18 protein-coding genes and 1 pseudogene are annotated in these 16,666 nt (G+C 66.5%); 9 read left to right on the plus strand and 10 right to left on the minus strand.

Annotated elements, in window-relative coordinates; all coding sequences use genetic code 11:
* Window positions 1-11: 11 nt before the first annotated feature.
* Both C487_RS11380 and C487_RS11385 read right to left on the minus strand, forming a co-directional pair.
* The gene (locus C487_RS11380) at window positions 12-1,499 is read right to left on the minus strand and encodes a sodium:solute symporter family protein (RefSeq protein WP_006185903.1); all 1,488 of its coding nucleotides are present in this window, start codon (window positions 1,497-1,499) and stop codon (window positions 12-14) included.
* Window positions 1,496-1,783, minus strand: a complete 288-nt coding sequence (locus tag C487_RS11385) for a DUF3311 domain-containing protein (protein WP_006185904.1) — start codon at window positions 1,781-1,783, stop codon at window positions 1,496-1,498. The genes C487_RS11380 and C487_RS11385 overlap by 4 nt, the downstream gene beginning before the upstream one ends.
* Window positions 1,784-1,959: 176 nt before the next feature.
* On the opposite strand from C487_RS11385, the gene C487_RS11390 reads away from it, so the two are divergent.
* The 3 genes from C487_RS11390 (at window position 1,960) to C487_RS11400 (ending at window position 4,848) form a co-directional block, all read left to right on the plus strand.
* Window positions 1,960-2,904, plus strand: coding sequence for an ArsR/SmtB family transcription factor (locus tag C487_RS11390; RefSeq protein WP_006185905.1), 945 nt, complete (start codon window positions 1,960-1,962; stop codon window positions 2,902-2,904).
* A 240-nt stretch (window positions 2,905-3,144) separates the two neighbouring features.
* Window positions 3,145-4,572: a DNA primase DnaG gene (gene dnaG / locus C487_RS11395; RefSeq protein ID WP_006185906.1), complete on the plus strand. Its 1,428-nt coding sequence runs from the start codon at window positions 3,145-3,147 to the stop codon at window positions 4,570-4,572.
* Window positions 4,573-4,638: 66 nt separating this feature from the next.
* Window positions 4,639-4,848 (plus strand): hypothetical protein, encoded by a 210-nt coding sequence (locus tag C487_RS11400; RefSeq protein WP_006185907.1) that lies wholly within the window; start codon window positions 4,639-4,641, stop codon window positions 4,846-4,848.
* Between the two features lie 155 nt (window positions 4,849-5,003).
* Here the strand turns inward: C487_RS11400 and C487_RS11405 are convergent, their stop codons facing one another.
* Entirely contained in the window at window positions 5,004-6,329 is a 1,326-nt protein-coding gene (locus tag C487_RS11405; RefSeq protein WP_006185908.1) for a DUF92 domain-containing protein, read from the minus strand.
* A 161-nt stretch (window positions 6,330-6,490) separates the two neighbouring features.
* Between C487_RS11405 and C487_RS11410 the strand changes: the two genes are divergently transcribed.
* Entirely contained in the window at window positions 6,491-7,096 is a 606-nt protein-coding gene (locus C487_RS11410; protein ID WP_006185909.1) for an undecaprenyl diphosphate synthase family protein, read from the plus strand.
* Here the strand turns inward: C487_RS11410 and C487_RS11415 are convergent.
* Both C487_RS11415 and uppS read right to left on the minus strand, forming a co-directional pair.
* Window positions 7,093-7,488 (minus strand): DUF7344 domain-containing protein, encoded by a 396-nt coding sequence (locus C487_RS11415; RefSeq protein WP_006185910.1) that lies wholly within the window; start codon window positions 7,486-7,488, stop codon window positions 7,093-7,095. The genes C487_RS11410 and C487_RS11415 overlap by 4 nt on opposite strands.
* Window positions 7,489-7,697: 209 nt before the next feature.
* The gene (gene uppS / locus C487_RS11420) at window positions 7,698-8,630 is read right to left on the minus strand and encodes a polyprenyl diphosphate synthase (protein ID WP_006185911.1); all 933 of its coding nucleotides are present in this window, start codon (window positions 8,628-8,630) and stop codon (window positions 7,698-7,700) included.
* A 176-nt stretch (window positions 8,631-8,806) separates the two neighbouring features.
* Here uppS and C487_RS11425 point away from each other — a divergent pair, with 176 nt between their 5' ends.
* The 4 genes from C487_RS11425 (at window position 8,807) to hemA (ending at window position 12,520) form a co-directional block, all read left to right on the plus strand.
* Complete coding sequence (locus C487_RS11425) at window positions 8,807-9,223, plus strand: DUF5778 family protein (RefSeq protein WP_006185912.1); 417 nt, start codon at window positions 8,807-8,809, stop codon at window positions 9,221-9,223.
* Window positions 9,224-9,405: 182 nt separating this feature from the next.
* Window positions 9,406-10,488 carry a siroheme decarboxylase subunit beta gene (gene ahbB / locus C487_RS11430; protein WP_006185913.1) on the plus strand — a complete coding sequence of 361 codons (1,083 nt, stop codon included), beginning with the start codon at window positions 9,406-9,408 and terminating at the stop codon, window positions 10,486-10,488.
* A 29-nt stretch (window positions 10,489-10,517) separates the two neighbouring features.
* A complete protein-coding gene (locus tag C487_RS11435) occupies window positions 10,518-11,174 on the plus strand; it encodes a precorrin-2 dehydrogenase/sirohydrochlorin ferrochelatase family protein (protein WP_006185914.1) in 657 nt (218 codons plus the stop codon).
* Window positions 11,174-12,520 carry a glutamyl-tRNA reductase gene (hemA, locus tag C487_RS11440; RefSeq protein ID WP_006185915.1) on the plus strand — a complete coding sequence of 449 codons (1,347 nt, stop codon included), beginning with the start codon at window positions 11,174-11,176 and terminating at the stop codon, window positions 12,518-12,520. The genes C487_RS11435 and hemA overlap by 1 nt, the downstream gene beginning before the upstream one ends.
* Window positions 12,521-12,923: 403 nt before the next feature.
* Here hemA and C487_RS11445 read toward each other — a convergent pair whose 3' ends face one another.
* The 5 genes from C487_RS11445 to C487_RS11465 all read right to left on the minus strand — a co-directional run bounded on the left by C487_RS11445 (window position 12,924) and on the right by C487_RS11465 (window position 15,457).
* Entirely contained in the window at window positions 12,924-13,121 is a 198-nt protein-coding gene (locus C487_RS11445; protein WP_006185916.1) for a hypothetical protein, read from the minus strand.
* Window positions 13,122-13,272: 151 nt separating this feature from the next.
* The gene (locus C487_RS11450; protein ID WP_006185917.1) at window positions 13,273-13,908 is read right to left on the minus strand and encodes an HAD family hydrolase; all 636 of its coding nucleotides are present in this window, start codon (window positions 13,906-13,908) and stop codon (window positions 13,273-13,275) included.
* Between the two features lie 77 nt (window positions 13,909-13,985).
* Window positions 13,986-14,390: an LWR-salt protein gene (gene lwrS / locus C487_RS11455; RefSeq protein ID WP_006185918.1), complete on the minus strand. Its 405-nt coding sequence runs from the start codon at window positions 14,388-14,390 to the stop codon at window positions 13,986-13,988.
* Between the two features lie 32 nt (window positions 14,391-14,422).
* Window positions 14,423-14,704: a 4a-hydroxytetrahydrobiopterin dehydratase gene (locus tag C487_RS11460; RefSeq protein ID WP_006185919.1), complete on the minus strand. Its 282-nt coding sequence runs from the start codon at window positions 14,702-14,704 to the stop codon at window positions 14,423-14,425.
* A gap of 84 nt (window positions 14,705-14,788) precedes the next feature.
* Window positions 14,789-15,457, minus strand: a complete 669-nt coding sequence (locus tag C487_RS11465) for a helix-turn-helix domain-containing protein (RefSeq protein WP_006185920.1) — start codon at window positions 15,455-15,457, stop codon at window positions 14,789-14,791.
* Window positions 15,458-15,616: 159 nt separating this feature from the next.
* On the opposite strand from C487_RS11465, the pseudogene C487_RS11470 reads away from it, so the two are divergent.
* A pseudogene (locus tag C487_RS11470) lies at window positions 15,617-16,654 on the plus strand (TIGR00341 family protein); the annotation flags it as partial.
* Window positions 16,655-16,666 lie beyond the last annotated feature (12 nt).

Consider the following 16,666-nt stretch of genomic DNA (forward strand, 5'->3'; position numbering starts at 1 on the left):
TTCGAACGCCATCAATCGGCACCGAACCGGTCGAAGTAGATCGCACGCCGTTCGGCGGCGGCCGGCGAGGTCGCCAGCGAGACGGCGACGGTGACGACGAGCCCGAGTCCCATCCCGACGAGGCCCGCGGACCAGCCGGCGTACGTATCCGGAACGATGGTGAGGAAAAGGGACAAAATGTAGAACGCCTGACTGACGAGGATACCGGCAGTGATGCCGGCCCGCGTAATCCGCCGCCAGTAGAGCGCGAGCAGGACCGGCACCGCGAGCTGAGCGAACCCGCTGAAGGCCGCGTTGCCGATCTCGAACAGGGTCGCGGGCTGGAACAGGCTGACGACGAACGCAGCGGTGGCAAAGAGGACGACACCCACGCGGGCGATCAGATCCTCGCGGCGTTCGGAGACAACCATCCCGAGGACCCCGAGGAGCGGTCGAAAGAGGTCCCGCGTGAAGTACGACGACCCGGACAGTAACATCGAGTCCGACGACGACATCATCGCGGCCATCGCGCCGGCGATGACGAGCGCGGCGAACCAGGTCGGCGTGTACTCCGCGAGGATCAACGGCAGGACGTTCGCACCCTCGGGAACCGCGACCTCGAGGCCGGCGGCCCACGCGCCGAGCATGAACGAGGGGACGAACAGCAGGACACAGAGGAGCGGCCAGAGGGCGAACGATCGCTTGAGCACGGTTTTCGAACCCGCGGCGAAGAAGCGCTGGTTGACCTGCGGAAACATCGCGACGCCGAACCCGATCGTAATCGCCGTGGAGAGCATCCACTGGACCGTGTAGTAGTCGCCGCCCAGCGAGAGGAAGCCGCCGGTATCGGGGTTCGACGCGAGGGCCTCCGTCGCGGCACTGGGCCCGCCGACGGCCGCGAGCACCCACAGCACGGCGACCCAGGTCGTGACGAGCATGAACGCGCCCTGTAACGTGTCGGTCCAAGCGATCCCGCGCATCCCGGCGACGACGACGTAGAGGATCATGAACGCGGTGATCAGCCCGGCACCGGCGGCGTACGGAACAGCTCCCTCAGTCAGGGCCTCGAGGGCGGTGCCGGCTCCGACCTGCTGGAGCATAACGTAGGGGAAGAGCCAGAGGAGGCTCACGACTGCCACGAGCCCGCGGAGCCACCAGGAGCCGAAGCGGTCGCCCAGCATCTCCCCGAGGGTGACGTAGCCGTACTGTCGGCCGAGCAGCCACTGCTTGTAGCCGATGACGTACCAGAGGACGGCGAAGATGATACCGTCCATCAGCCCCATGACGAGGATCCACTCGGGACCCTGCGCGTAGGCGATGTTCGGCCCGGCAAAGAAAGTAAACGCCGACAGCAGCGTCGCGAAGGTGGTAAACAACAGCACCACCGTGCCGAGCGTTCGACTCGCGAGATAGAAGTCCTCGGCCGTGCGGTCGGTTAGTCGGTAGGCGACCAGCCCGACCGCGAGGGCGATTAGCAGATAGCCGACGATGATCGAGAGCTGAAGCGTGACCGCGCTCACGGCGTATCACCACCGGGTCCCGTCTCGTGAGCGGACTCGGGTCCGACTCCGCGACTGCCGCTCGAGTCGCCGTCGCTTCCCGCAGACTCGATACCGATACCCCAGGCACGCTGTGCGAACAGCCAGAAGACGAGCGATGCAAGCCCCATCCAGCCGACGTACCACCAGAGCCAGACCGGGAGCCCGGCGACGACGGTGGCCGACCCCCACAGGAACCACGGAATCGCGAGTCCTGCCAGGACGAGTCCGACGACGAGCCAGCCCCACACTTCGTTGCGACGCATGTCCGACCCTTGGTCCCGATATGGGTAATTCTTACTGTTCGAAGCCCGACATCGAAGAGATTTATTCATCGATACGAGGCGGCGTCGCCATCGGGCGGTTTCCGCTAACTGAAATCGCTCTTTCACCGAGGAAAAAGGGTATATGTGTTTGACATCGAATACGAACCGAACCCTACATGGCCCGTCTCTTTCCCCTTCGTTCCGACACGGCCACCGAAGAGGGCCAGCCCCGCGTCGTCGACCTCGAGGGTGAGGACGCCGACGCGGTCTTCGGCGCGCTCTCCTCGACGACGGCCCGGGAGATCTACTCGCGGCTCGACGACGAACCCGGCACGCCCAGCGACATCGCCGACGCGATCGACTCGTCGATCCAGAACGTCCGCTATCACCTGGAGAAACTCGAGGATGCCGGACTCGTCGAGGTCGTCGACACCTGGTACTCCTCGCGCGGCAACGAGATGAGCGTCTACGCGACGACCGATGGGCCGCTGATCGTGACGAGCGACGAGTCGCGAGCATCCCGGTTGAAGGACGCGCTCTCGCGGTTAGTCGGCGGGATCGGCGCGCTGGCCGGCGGCAGTCTGTTCGTCCAGTACGCGATGACGCGGTGGCTCGCGCCGGCCGAAACGGGTCCGACGGCGAACGGCGGCGCACAGCCGGCGGGATCGGACGGCGGACGCGACAACGGAACGTTTCAGAGCACCGACGACGCAGGGGACGCCGGCTCGAGCGATGGGGCGGTCGAACAGCGCGAGAGCGACGATATCGATACTGCGGACGCCGAACCGGCGAACGACGCCGCTACCGACAGCACTGCCGATGGAGGGTCGGGAACGACGGAGTCGGCGGACGATTCGGCGGCGATGGACGCGGCCGATGACTCGGGAGCGGTGGATGCGGCCAATGATTCGGGAGCGGTGGACGCGGCCAACGATTCGGGAGCGGTGGACTCGGGGCTCGATCCCGACAACGAGACGCTCCAGAACGTCACCGACGGCGGGGCGGAGGCAATCGAGACGGTGTTCGGAGCCGTTCCGCCGGGGTTGCTCTTTTTCCTCGGCGGACTGGTCGTTCTCCTCGCGATCACGATCTACTGGTACTGGTACCGACCGACGTATTGAGGGTCGGTGTACGACCCGACCTGATATGCAGGTGTAGCGTCCCTTTTGCCGCCGTTTGCAGGCCCGGTTCGAAGGGACACGGCAATCGGCTGGTCCCCGAGACGGCGATCGATGGAGCGCGCGGCTCACCGCCGCCTTCGGAGGTCAACAGCTATTTGCCTCTCACGAACGAAATCCTATATAAACCGGTCTCCGACGCGGGTTCCGCGTCAGCGTACCCCTCACGGGGTCAGATCTCCAATGGAAGACACTTCGAAATACCTCATTCACGCGGACGTCACGGCTGACGGGGTCGTCGAGCGCAGCGACGTCGTCGGCGCGATCTTCGGGCAGACCGAAGGCCTGCTCGGCGACGATCTCGATCTGCGCGACCTCCGCCAGTCCGGAAAAGTCGGCCGTATCGACGTCGAAATCGCGAGTACCGCGGGTCAGTCCCACGGACAGGTAACGATCGCCACCAGCCTCGACAAAGTCGAAACCGCCACCCTCGCCGCCTCCCTCGAGACGATCTCACGGGTCGGCCCCTGTCGCGCCGAGCTCGAGGTGCGCGAGATCGAAGACGTCCGGGCGGCAAAGCGAAAGGAGGTCGTCGACCGCGCGAAGGAACTGCTCCGGACGGGGTTCGATGACACGATCATGTCCTCCGAAGAGATCCTCGCGGAGGTCCGCCAGCACGTCCGCGTCGAGGACATCACCGAGTACGAGGGGCTGCCGGCCGGCCCGCGCGTCACGGACAGCGACGCCATCATCGTCGTCGAGGGCCGTGCCGACGTGCTCACCATGCTCAAGTACGGCATCAAGAACGCGATCGCCGTCGAAGGGACGAACGTTCCCGACGCGGTGGCCGAACTCACCCGCCACCGGACCGTCACGGCCTTCCTCGACGGCGATCGCGGCGGCGATCTGATCCTCGAGGAACTCGCTCAGGTCGGCGACATCGATTACGTCGCCTTCGCTCCCGCCGACAACTCCGTCGAGGACCTCGATCACCACGAACTGTTCGCCGCGTTGCGGAACAAGGTCCCGTACGAGACCGTCTCGGAACTGAACGAACCACGGGAGGCCGTCGCCGCAACCGACGGGAGTACGTCGCCCGCGCCGCAGCCGTCCGACTCCGCGACCACGTCGCCACAGCGCGTCGACGCGGAGCCGACCAGCCCCGACGGCGACTCGAGCGCTCCCGGGGCGAGGACGGAGTCGGAGGCGGGACCGGCAGCGAGGGCGAAGACCGAACGGACGGACGCGGAACCGACGCCGGGCGAGTCCCAGTCCCCGGCACGACCCGACGACGGCGAGCGCGGATCGGCCGGCGGGGAAACCGACGCCGCGGCGGCGGCCGACGAAACGAACGGTCCCGAAACAGTCTACGACCACGCGACCGCGGTCATCCGTGCGGAAACCGACCGCGTTCGGTTCCTCGATGCCGACGGCGAGACGATCGCCGACGTCGACGCGGGCGACGCCGACAGCGCCATTCAGGAACTCGAGACGGTGCCGACGACGGTCGTGTTCGATGGGATTCTCAGCCAGCGACTGCTGGATCTGGCGGCCGACCGTGGCGTCGAGCGGATCGTTGCGCGATCGCTCGGACAGTTCACCAAACGCCCGACCGGCGTCCGTATCCACGCAGTCGACGATATCGCAGAGCGGCCGCCGAAGCGGGACTGACCGACACCCGAATCTTGACGGCGTCATCCGTGCCGTTCATATATCGACGGCGGTGACCCACTCGCAATGACACCGCCACCGGCGGCCGCGCTCGCACTGCTCGGCGGCACCATTTTCATGATGGTCTGGGCGACGGCGACGGTCAGAACGCCCGGATCGGAACTCGAGTATCAGTATCACTACGAGACGAGCGCCACCGACGCGCGCGGCGAGCAATCCGATCGGGCGGCCGACGACGGCCGGTCGGGACGGTCCGTCTCCGACGCCGACGACTGACCGTCGTCCGCGACCAGCGACGGATCGATCCACGATGTCCAATCGGCCAGTTTCGAGTCACCGGTAGCTGCGGCAGTGAGTACGACGATTGTACGGCTGCCATGCTCGCGGACTCGAATCGAACGCGGCGGCGATCCGCTCCGCACGATGACCCGTTAGCCGAGAACCGCGAACGACAGGACCAGCAACGCACAGACGAGCGCCCCCGACAGCGTCGCCAGGAAGTTGACCCCCTGATTGCCCAGCACGGTCCCCTCGAGCGTCGCGCCGAGCAGACTATCGACGGTCATCCCGACGACACCGGCGGCGACGATGACGGCTGCGCCGACGAGTTCGACTGCGGGAAAGAGCCCGTAGGCGATGCCCGCGACGACGGTCGCGCCGACGATACCGGCGAGTTCCCCCTGCCAGGTGACGCCGCCGTCAGTGCCGGGGTCGACCGGCTCGAGGGTCGTGATCAGCCGCGGGCGCTCGAAGACGCTCCCGATCTCGCTCGAGAGGGTGTCGCTCATTGCGGTCGCGATGGAGCCGGCGAAGGCGAAGAGAAACAGTTCGGGCTCGTGGGGGAGGAACCCGGCGTCGCTGGCGGCGTAGCCGAGCACCGCGACGAGCGCGACGGCGGCGTTGCCGAGGACGTTGCCGCTGCCGCGTGCACCGTTGTTGTCCTCGGCGACGCCAAGGGTCCGTTTGCGGTCGTACCGAAACTTCGTCGACAGCCCGCCGATGGCGAAAAAGGAGATGAGGACGGCGAACCAGCTGTAGCCACCGAGGACGATCGTCACCAGTCCCAGCAACACGCCCGTGAGCATCCCCGCGATGGAGGCCGTCTCGAGAGCGTAGGAAGCGTAGCCGAACGCGACCGTAACGGCGAGTGCGATGGCGATTTCGCCGGTCGCGACGGCCGGACCGAGTTCGGCGAGCAGCCAGAGGAGGAGTCCGACGGCGAGGACGACGATGGGATCGTCCGAGCGCAGCAACACGTCGCGGAGGAGAGCCGCGAGAAGGGCACCGCTGGCGGCCAGGAAGATCAGTATCGGGATCGCAGACGGGGCTGTGGTGTCGGTAAGGGCGTGGGTCACCGCCTGACCGGCGACGGCGGCCACGATCCCCATCAGACAGAACCCGGTGACGCGGACGACACCATCGTCAGTGCGCAGCCTGACGAGTTGCTCGCCGAGGTTGCCGTAGCCGACGAGCAGGAGCGTGCCGACGAAGACGGTCCGTGGCATCGACGCCGCGGTCGCCATGAGTCCGAGCGCGACGCCGGCGAGGACGAAGGTGATGAGACCGTAGAGACGCGCGTCCTCGTAATCGCCCGGATAGGCGAGCAGGTCGAAGAGCGGCCCGCCGGTGACGACGTAGGCCCCCAGCAGAACGCTGCCGGCGACGGCAGCCCCCACCCGCGGGCCGAAGAGCGGAACGACGAGCGAGAGCGTACAGAGGGCTGCGAACGCGCCGGCTCGCCGGACGGGTGCTGTCACGATATCGGTCCCTTTCTGTGGCGTTCACTTGAAGGTTCGTGAACCCGCCTCGAGACGGTTTTCACCGCCCTCAGCTGCCAGCAACGGAATTACGGATCTCAGACTGAGCGGGGCGAGCGCGACCCGTAACCCGTATGCCACCGGCCGTGAAAGTCGCGACCGTGGGACTGTACGAACGGTATCTGGCGCTTCGCATCCGTCGCCACGAGGCCGAGCCGCCCGATCACGTCGCGCTCGTGATCACCGAACGCGACCTGTTAGAGCGGGGTGCGTACGACACGCTGACCGACTTCTTCGAATGGGCCATCGAGTACGCCTCGCAGATAACGGTCTACGTGAGCGTCCTCGACGCCGCGGCGGTACCGGCCTTACAGCGCGAACTCGAGACGATCGATGCACCGCGCCCGGTCGCAGTGCGGGGCCCGGAGGACAGGGCACGGGCCGACGCCCCGATCCGAATCGGGATCGGTCTCGGCGGGAAACACGAGTTCACCAGTGCGGTCCGGACCCTCGCGGAGCGCGTCGACGCGGGCGATCTCGACCCCGACGAGATCGACGACGAACACGTCGAGGACCACCTCGTCTTCCCGTCGGAGCCGGACCTGGTGATCAAGACCGGTGCGGAGCGGCTCTCGGATTTCATGATCTGGCAGTCGGTCTACTCCGAACTGTACTTCACGGACATCAACTGGCGGGACTTCCGCAAACGGGATTTCCTGCGGGCGGTCCGCGAGTACTGCAATCGGTCGCGACGCTTCGGTCGTTAACCCGCCGAGTCGCGCGGCGGCGAGGGGCTCGAGCCCGTCGAGTCGGGGGAATCGACGAGCGCCGCCACCGGGTCGTCGCCGCCGACGACCGGCCGATCTAACCGGACCCTGCCGACATCGCGGTCGTACTCGAGAACGTCGTGAGCCTCGAGTTTCGGAAGGACGACGTGGCTCAATGCGGCCCGGATGGCATGTTCGTCGGCGTCGTCTCGCGTGGCGACAGCATCGGTCAGGCCTGCAAGCGAGAGCGACGATTCACACGTCGAGAGGACGTGGAGCGTGAGACGTGTTCGGGGGTTCGCGAGGAGCGCGTACGCGTCGTCGAGCGGGACGTCCGTGAGACGAACGAACCGCTCGACGTCGACGACAGGAGCGCTGTTCGGTACCGACATCGTACCTATGGTTGGAATAATTATAAATAAAGGTCTTTGGGTGGGTGAGAACGGACGGCGAACGGCTATCGCCCGACGCGAACGCCGAGCCTCGCAGTCGTGACCGCGGCAAGCCGAGCGGGGTCACACGGCGGGCTGTCGTCCCCCGGACGGCGGTCGTCCTCGGAGGGCGACGGCCGTCGACAGCAGGCGTCGCGTTTCGGGCACACTCAGTCGGCGGCCCGGCCGTTCGAGTCGCCCGTCTCGAGCGTCTCCGCGTCGGGCTGTTCGCTCGAGGGGAGCGAGTCGCGGAACCGGTCGACGATCGAGCGGGCTTCGGCGAGCTCGGGTTCGCTGACGGCTCCGAGCAGTGCCAGTGCGCGGCGTGCGCGCGTCCGTCGCCAGGATTCCGCCCGGTGTTCGTACGTTCGGATGCCACGCAGGAAGTCGGCTTTCGAGAACTCCGGCCAGTAGGGCGTACAGAAGAAGACCGCGGCCTCGTTGCCGTTGGCGTGCCAGGGTAGGAAGTTCGACGTGCGCTCTTCGCCGCCGGGCCGAATAATGAGATCGACATCCCGGACCGGCTGATCGTACAGTCGCCGTTCGATGTCTTCGACGCCGATCTCGTCGGGAGATAACTCGTCCGCTGCGACGCATTCGGCGACCCCGCGGGTCGCGTTGAGCAGTCGCGACCGGCCGCCGTAGGCGAGTGCGATGTTGAGGACGAACGCGTCGTACTCGCGTGTACGTCGTTCGGCGTAGTCGACGGCGTCTCGGACCCGATCGGGGAGCAGTTCGGTCTCGCCGATCGCACGGATACAGACCTCGTTCTCGTGGACGCGGTCGGCCTCCGCGAACTCCCGGAGTTTCTCACAGAGGAGATCGAACAACGCCTCGTTTTCGGCCGCGGGACGCTCGAAGTTCTCCGTCGAGAACGTGTACAGCGTCAGCTCTTCGACGCCGATATCCTGACACCACTCGAGGACGCGCTCGGTCGTCTCGGCACCCGCGCGGTGGCCCTCGGGAGCGTCGTCGCCCTGACTGCGGGCGTACCGTCGGTTCCCGTCCTGAATCACCGCGACATGGGTCGGTGCGCCGGAGACTTCCCTGGAAAGCAACCGCTCGTATGCCGCGTCGACGCGCCGACGGAGCCACCGCTTCATCACCGGAGTAAAAGTCAGCGACGACTATGTGTCTTGTGTGTGAGGGGGTGTCACTATGACTGGGCGGTAGGCGTCCCGCTGTCGCGTCGGTACTCCATGAAATCCCGTCGTTCGACGGGTCAGTCGCTCCGTCGGAATCGTGACGGCTATCAGTCCGGCCCCGTTCGATTCGAACAATGACAGCCACCAACTCCGACGCGCTCGACGAGGACCTCTATCAGCGGACCAAGGCACTGCTCGAGCCCGGCGAGGTCGATCTCAACGGGGCGATCGTCCACACCGACTACGACGGGCAAGCGGACGTCAAAATGATGCAGGCGACGATCGATGTCGGCGACATCATCGCCGAGCACTCGGGCTACGATCCGAGCGACTGCTACGTCTACTCGGGCAACGACGATCCGGACTTCTCCTCGAACCAGCACCAAGGCCTGACGCTCGAGGACGAGGACTTCGTCTGGGAGTGCCAGCAACTGCTTCGCGAGGGGAGTTTCGACATCGTCATTTACTACGAGGCGAGCGCCGACCACGAGGCGATCCTCGACGACATCGAGGCCCTCGGCTTCGACGTGACCGGCGTCGAAGGGGAGTAAGGACGGACACCAGGGACCGGGCGATAACGGACCCCGCGCTTGCAGGCGGAGTCGAACGGCCGTGGTGCCTGTCACGACGTGCGACGCACACCACGTCCGGCAGCCGGTCCGCAGGCGCGCCGTCGATCGACTCGAGTCGCCGTTCCAATCCGCTTATGCACTGCCAGCCGTGAGTAACGCATATGACAACGGACGTCGACCTCACGGACGGCGAGCGGGCGGTCGTCAACGCCTTTCAGGGTGGGTTCCCCGTCGTGGAGCGGCCGTTCGAGGACGCCGCGGCCGCCATGCGCGACCACGGGGTCGACATCGATGCAGCGGGACTGCTCGCAACGATTCGCGACCTCGACCAGCGGGGCGTTCTCTCGCGGTTCGGGGCCCTCGTCAACGCCCAGGAGATCGGCGGCGCGGCGACGCTGGTCGCCATGCACGCCCCCCAAGACCGGTTCGACGAGGTCGTCGATCTGGTCAACGACCACCGCGAAGTCGCCCACAACTACGAGCGCGACCATCCCCACTTGAACGTCTGGTTCGTCGTGAGCGTCGCCGACGAGGACCGCGTCGAGGCCGTGCTCGCCGACATCGAAGACGAAACGGGACAGGAAACGTACAACCTGCCGAAACAACGGGAGTTCCGCGTCGAAGCCAAGTTCTACGTCGACGGCCCGCTCGACGGCAACGGCGACGACGCCGCCGCCGGACTCGACTGTTCGACGCTCGGTCCCGACGTCACGCCGACCGACGAAGCCACGCTCTCGCCCGCCGAACGGGACCTCGTCCTCGAGATACAGGACGGCTTCCCGCTGACCGAGACGCCGTACGGGGATATCGCCGATGCGATCGGACAGGACATCGACTGGGTCCTCGAGACGGTCAAACGGTTCGAACGCGAGGGGAAAATCCGACGGATCGGCGTGGTGCCGAACCACTACGCGCTGGGCTACACGGAAAACGGGATGACGGTCTGGAACGTGCCCGACGAGGTCGTTCCCGAGGTGGGCCCGAAAGTCGCCGCGCTCCCGTTTGTTACTCACTGTTACCGACGCCCGCGCCACGAGGGTGTCTGGCCGTACAACTTCTTCGCGATGACCCACGGTCGCAGCGAGACCGAGAGCCAACGGCGCATCGAACGGGTACGCGAGGTCATGAACGAGCATTGGGACGTGTCCGACGACGACTGGGCCTCCCTGTTTTCGACGCAGATACTGAAGAAGACCGGGATTCGGATGGCAGAACGCGCCGAAGCGAATACAAGAGACCAGTAGGACGTTACGTCCGCCCTCTCTCATCCAGAATGATTCCGCTTTTGCACGATTTCACGAACGAGACGGTGCTCGTCCTCGGCGGCGGTCCGGTCGGTGCCCGGAAGGCCCGGCGGTTCGCCCGGGAGGCGCAGGTACTCGTCGTCAGCCCGTCCTTCGCCGACCGAGAGTTCGGCGATGCCGAACTGATCCGGGCAGCGCCCGCCCCCGAGGACGTTCCGGGCTGGCTCGAGCGAACCGCGCCCGCACTGGTCGTCGCGGCGACCGACGACGCGACGATCAACGACGCCGTCGTCGACGCGGCCCGCGAGCGGGGACTCCTCGTCAACCGAGCGGACCGGTCGGGGGAACGCGAGGTCGGCAGCGTCGTCGTGCCCGCGACGGTCCGCGAGGAGCCGGTGACCGTCGCGGTTGCGACGGGCGGAACCGCGCCCGCGGTGAGCAAGTATCTCCGGGAGGAACTCGAGGAGACGCTCGACGGGGCCGGCGAGATGGCGCGGGTCTGTGCGGGATTGCGCGAGGAGCTACAGTCACGTGACATTTCGGCGGACCGCCGACGGGAGATCGTCACGGACGTCGTCAATTCTCCGGACCTTTGGACAGCTTTACGTACGGGTACTTCCAACTGTCCGCAAGTGATTGAGGACGTGCTCGGCGATGAACTGTCAACCGGGGGTGAACGGCCGTGATGTCGACCGGCGTCGTGACTGCCGCGCGAGTGACCCACGAGAGCGGGACCGTCGACCAGTTGGCCACAGCCAGCCCTGACAGTCAGGAGACCGCCGTGACGGAACTGCTGACCGTTCCCGATATCGAGGAGGCGTACGTCCTCTCAACGTGTAATCGGGTCGAGGCGTACGTCGTCGGTGCTGACCACGCCGTCGGCCGGGCCGCACTCGAGGAATTCTTCGCCGCGACCGACGACGAGGCCGTCGTGATAACCGGCCACGACGAGAGCCTGCGACACCTGTTGCGGGTCGCGACCGGCCTCGAGTCGGTTATTCTCGGCGAGGACCAGATCATCGGTCAGGTCCGGACCGCCTACGAGGACGCCCGCGCAGCCGGCGGGATCGGCTCGATGCTCGAGGCCGCCGTCACGAAAGCGATTCACGTCGGTGAACGTGCACGGACCGAGACGGCGATCAACGAAGGGGTCGTCTCACTGGGGTCGGCCGCGACGCGGCGGGCCGCCGCGGAACTCCCCCTCGACGGTGCGACCGCACTGGTCGTCGGAGCCGGCGAGATGGGACGGCTCGCGGCTCGCAACCTTGCGGCGAGCGGGATCGACGAACTCGTCGTCGCCAACCGAACCGTCGCCCACGCCGACCACCTCGTCGGCGATCTGGAAGTCGAAGTCGACACGAGGGTCGTACCGCTCGAGGCGCTCGAGACCGTCGTGACCAGTGCCGAAGTCGTCGTCACGGCGACCGGCAGCGATGAGCCGGTACTCGGACCGCGGCATCTCGATGCCGAGTCCGATCGCGACGCAGGGGAAGGCGAGACCGAACAGGTGATCGTCGATCTCGGCCAGCCGCGGGACGTCGCGCCGGCGGCCGGCACACTGCCGGCGGTTCAGGTGTTCGATCTGGACGACCTCGAGTCGGTCACCGCGGAGACGCGCGAACAGCGGGCCGACGCGGCCCGGGAGGTCGAGGCGATGATCGACCGCGAGTACGACCTGCTCACGGAACAGTACAAACGGGCACGCGCCGACGAGGCGATCGCCGCGATGTACGAATCCGCCGAGCGGATCAAAGATCGGGAGGTCGAGACCGCGCTCTCCCATCTCGAGGGCGAGGTCACCGAGGGGCAACGAGAGGTCGTCGAATCGATGGCCGACGCGCTGGTCAACCAATTGCTCGCGCCGCCGACCAAGAGCCTCCGCGAGGCGGCGGCCGAAGACGACTGGAGCACGATCCATACCGCACTCCAACTGTTTAATCCGGAGTTCGACGGGGACGACGGCCCGCTCGCGCCGCCGTCAGTCGTCACCGCGAACGCCGATCCGGGGCTCGGTGCGACGGACGACGATTGAGCGAGCATCGCCCGACGACTCGGTTTTCGTTGCAGGTCGGTTCCACTCGAGGCAGTCTCGAGCGCTGCCAGTGTACTGTCATCGGGTACTGAGGCTTCGATGTGCCCAGCATCCCGGCAGAAGCGTTCCTGTCGAAGAATTAGTAAGAAGGCATGAATGCGGGCGCAGTTGCCACAAGCGGGCGGAGCGGCAATCGTGAGCGATCCCCCGTTGCCGGCCCATCGAGAGATCGTACGGGCTGACGTATTAGTGTAACAATCGGTCAGTATCAATTATAGTTTCTCGAGTAGGTCCGATTCGATCCCGCCGACCGGTACGTGGGACCGGCTGACGCTTCGTTCTCGAGTCCGGACCCCGCAGTCAGTGCTCTGCGGTGATAGAGCGTCGCGGCGGTCACCGCGACTCAGTCGCTCGAGGGAACCAGGTCGCGAACGAGAAGTGCACCGGAGACAGCGGGAACGGTCGGACGGACGGGCCCGTCGCTCGAGTCGATCGCGTGGCCCGTTTCGACGTGGTGGTGGATCGCCGCCCGCGAGCGGCTTTGCTGGGACGGGTCGTCGACGGCGGACGCGCTCCAGTCGCAGTCGAGACAGTACTTCATCGTCTCCGTCTCCCGCTGTCTTCCTGAAGCCCTTTCGGTCCGAGGGGACGAGTGTGGCCCCGGCCATCGCTCTCGACGCTCTCCGAAGTTGACAGTCACCTTACATAATCGGACCGTAAGCGGGTCCCAGCCGTCGAGCGTCGGTGGCGGATCAGGACAGTTCGTCGAACGAGCGGACGCGATAATCGCCGAGCACGCACTGCCCCCGGCGCTCGTGGCCGACGCGTTCGACGTGAATGGCGTCGATCCCGGCGTTCCAGGCCGCACCGACATCGTTCGCACCGTCGCCCGCGAGCACGCCTTGATGGCCGTTGTGGGCGACCCCGAGGTCGGCCATGACTGACTGCACCGGTCCCGGGTCGGGCTTCCAGCCCGTCTCCTCGGTACAGCACAGTCGCGCATCGAACCAGTCGCGGATTCCCACGGCGTCGAGGACCGGCTCACAGAGGAACTCCTGACAGTGGGTCACCAGCCCGACCGGCACCTCGAGATCGGCGACGAAGGCGGCGTCCTCGTGGAGGTACGTCTGCTCGGCCCGGACCAGCGGGTCTTCCTCCTCGTGGAATGCCTCCCAGAACGCCGTCGGATCGACTCCCCACTCCTCGAGTTGGCGATCCCGGGAGCCGGTCAGCCCGTTCCAAAGGATGTCCGCTTCCTGATCGGTGAACTCGCGGCCGAGTCGGTCGCCGACCTGATCGAACACCTCACGGGTATACGACCACTCGACGTCGACGAGCGTGCCGTCGAGGTCGAGCAGCCAGAAATCGTACTCGCGCTCGAGAGCCATGCGGAACCAAACGTAGGGAGGTCGCGATTAAATGCCTGTCGACCGGTCGAGTCGTCCGCGCCGCCGGTCTCGTCCTCTCAGTGGCTCCGCTCGGACGAGTCGGTCACGCGTACGCTCGAGCCCAGATACTTCGAGAGAGCGTCCGAGACATCGTCGGCCTTGAACGTCTCTAGCTCAGCCGCGATCGCCGTTTTCAGTGCGTCGAAGTACTCCGCGTCGGTCCGGAGTTCGCGGAAGTCGACGGACTCGACGGTTCGTTCGGGGATGCCGAGCCACTCCGCGGCGAGTCGGCGGCCGTATTTCCGGTCGGCGACCTCGCCGCGCCACAACGTGTTCCGGAAGAACAGCCACCCTTCCGTCCCCGGTTCCGGTGCCTCGCGAGAGAGCGTGACCGTCGTCTCCGCGGACGTCGGCTCGAGGGAGACGAACGGCCGTGCGGGCTCGAGACGGAACCGGACGTGGAAGACGTAGGCGGCGTCCATCGTGCAATCGGTCGCTGTTTCGGGGTCGGGGTTCAGGCGTCGCGCTCGGACTCGATCAGTTCCGCCATTTCGATGTCGGCGTCGGTGATGCCGCCCTCCTCGTGGGAGGTGAGCCGGATCTCGACGCCGGAATATCGGATGACGATCTCGGGGTGATGAAACTGCGCTTCGGCGATCTCGCCGACCATCTGGGCGAAGTTGACGCCTCGAAGGTAGTCATCGAACTCGTAGACGCGAACGATCTCGTCGTCCTCCCGGTCCCACTCGGCAGGGAGTTCAGCTTCGATCTCCGCATCGGAAAGTAGGTCAGCCATGTCAGGCCGAACGCAAGCCAATCAAATAACGATTGTGCCGCGCTCCCAACCCGTCGCGGGCGCTCGGTGGGAGGTGGCCGGCGATCAGTCGAGCCGCGACTCCTCGCCAGCCGGCTGGAGTTCGGCGTCGACCAGGGTCTCGTAGGCCCGCCGAAACCGTTCGGAGAGTGCTTGATGGGAGATCCCCAGTTCTTCGGCCAATTCCTCCATCGAGACCCCGCGGGGGATCTCGAAGTAGCCGTACTCGAGCGCGGCCTCGAGCGCTTCCCGCTGTTCGGGCGTCAGTCGCGTCTGGTGGTCCTCGGCGTCGAGCGCGTCGGTCACGTCGGTCACGCGCCGGAGGTCGGCGTTGACGCCGCGCTCGAGCAGTCGGTCGTAGGCATCACAGAGCGTATCACGGTCACGGTAGCGGACGGTGACCTGCCACCAGCCGTCGCTCGCCCGCGCCTCGAGCAGGGAGCCGCCGTCGGCAAGCAGATCGTCCCAGAGCCGGCCCGTGCCCGCCCCCTGGCCGAACGTCACGTCGTACAGTAGTCGCGATCCGGTTTCGACGAGGAGTTCGGCCGTCTCGACCGAGGGATCGGCCTCGAAGGCCGCGGCGACCGTCTCGGGATCGACACCGGACACCCACAGCGACGGCCGCGTCTTCGACACCGAGGACTCGAGTTCGAACGTGGCCTCCGGCGCGCGCTCGAAGGTGGCCGCCAGGGCTGTGTCCGCGGCCGGAAGCCGGAGATCGGCTATCGTCGACATCGGGCGTCGTACACCGCCACCGCGTAAAAACCGCTGTGACGACGAGGATGACTGTCGTGTCCGGTGACCACTGCCGGACTCGACTGCGGTACCGACGGCTGACGATCACCCGTCCACTGCCGACCCGAGTACTATCCGCGGCTCGGTCGTCCCCGCAGTATGCGCTATCTCGAGATTACGGTCCCGGAAGGGAGACGCCGGGCCGTTCTCGACGTTCTCGAGGACGAGGGGGTCGACTACGTCGTCAGCGACGAGACCAGCGGCAGGGGGTACACCGCGGTCGTCCGGTTCCCGATTCCGACCCAGGCCGTCGAACCCCTGCTCGACCGACTGCGGCAGGCCGGGATCGGCGACGAGGCCAGCGTCGTCGTGCTCAACGCCGAGACGGTCATCTCCGAACAGTTCACGACGCTCCGGCAGCGCTACAGCCGCGGCGGGCAAACGGGATCGCGCACCTCGAGACAGGTGTTGCGCACGAAGGCCGACGAACTCACGCCCCCGTTTGCGATCTATACCGTCATGCTGCTGATCAGTGCCGTCGTCGCCACCGCCGGATTGTTGGCCGATTCGCCGGCAGTGGTGATCGGTGCGATGGTTATCGCGCCGCTTTTGGGGCCCGCACTCGCCGCCAACGTCGGCATCGTGACCGGCGACGACCGACTCAAGCGGACCGGCTTCACGTATCAGATCGCCGGCGTGGCGATAGTCATCGCCGCGTCGGTCGGTCTCGCGGTGCTGGCCCGGCTGGCCGGCCTCGAGCCCGCCGGGGTCGACATCGTCGTCGCCACCGAACTCGAGGAGCGGGTCGCGCCGAACCTGTTCTCGCTGGCGGTCGCGCTGGGCGCGGGAATCGCCGGCATCCTGAGTCTCACGCGTGGCTTTTCGGAGGCCATCGTCGGCGTGATGATCGCCGCGGCGCTGATTCCGCCGTCGGCCGCGGTCGGCATCACGGTCGCCTGGGGGATGTCCGGCGCGGCGACCGGAGCTGCCGCCCTCGTGGTCGTCAACGTCCTGTCGATCAACCTCGCCGCGCTGGCGACGCTGTGGATCGCCGGCTACCGTCCGCAGGGACTGTTCGAGGTATCGCCGACACGGACGCCGACGTACACCTACGCGGCGATCTTCGGCATCGGGCTGTTAGTGCTGGCCGCACCGCTGGCCGGCGTCACCCTGCTGGCTGTCTCTTATACACATCTCTGAGCGGGCTGG

It is taken from the genome of Natrinema pallidum DSM 3751, from assembly GCF_000337615.1.
Lineage (GTDB): Archaea > Halobacteriota > Halobacteria > Halobacteriales > Natrialbaceae > Natrinema > Natrinema pallidum.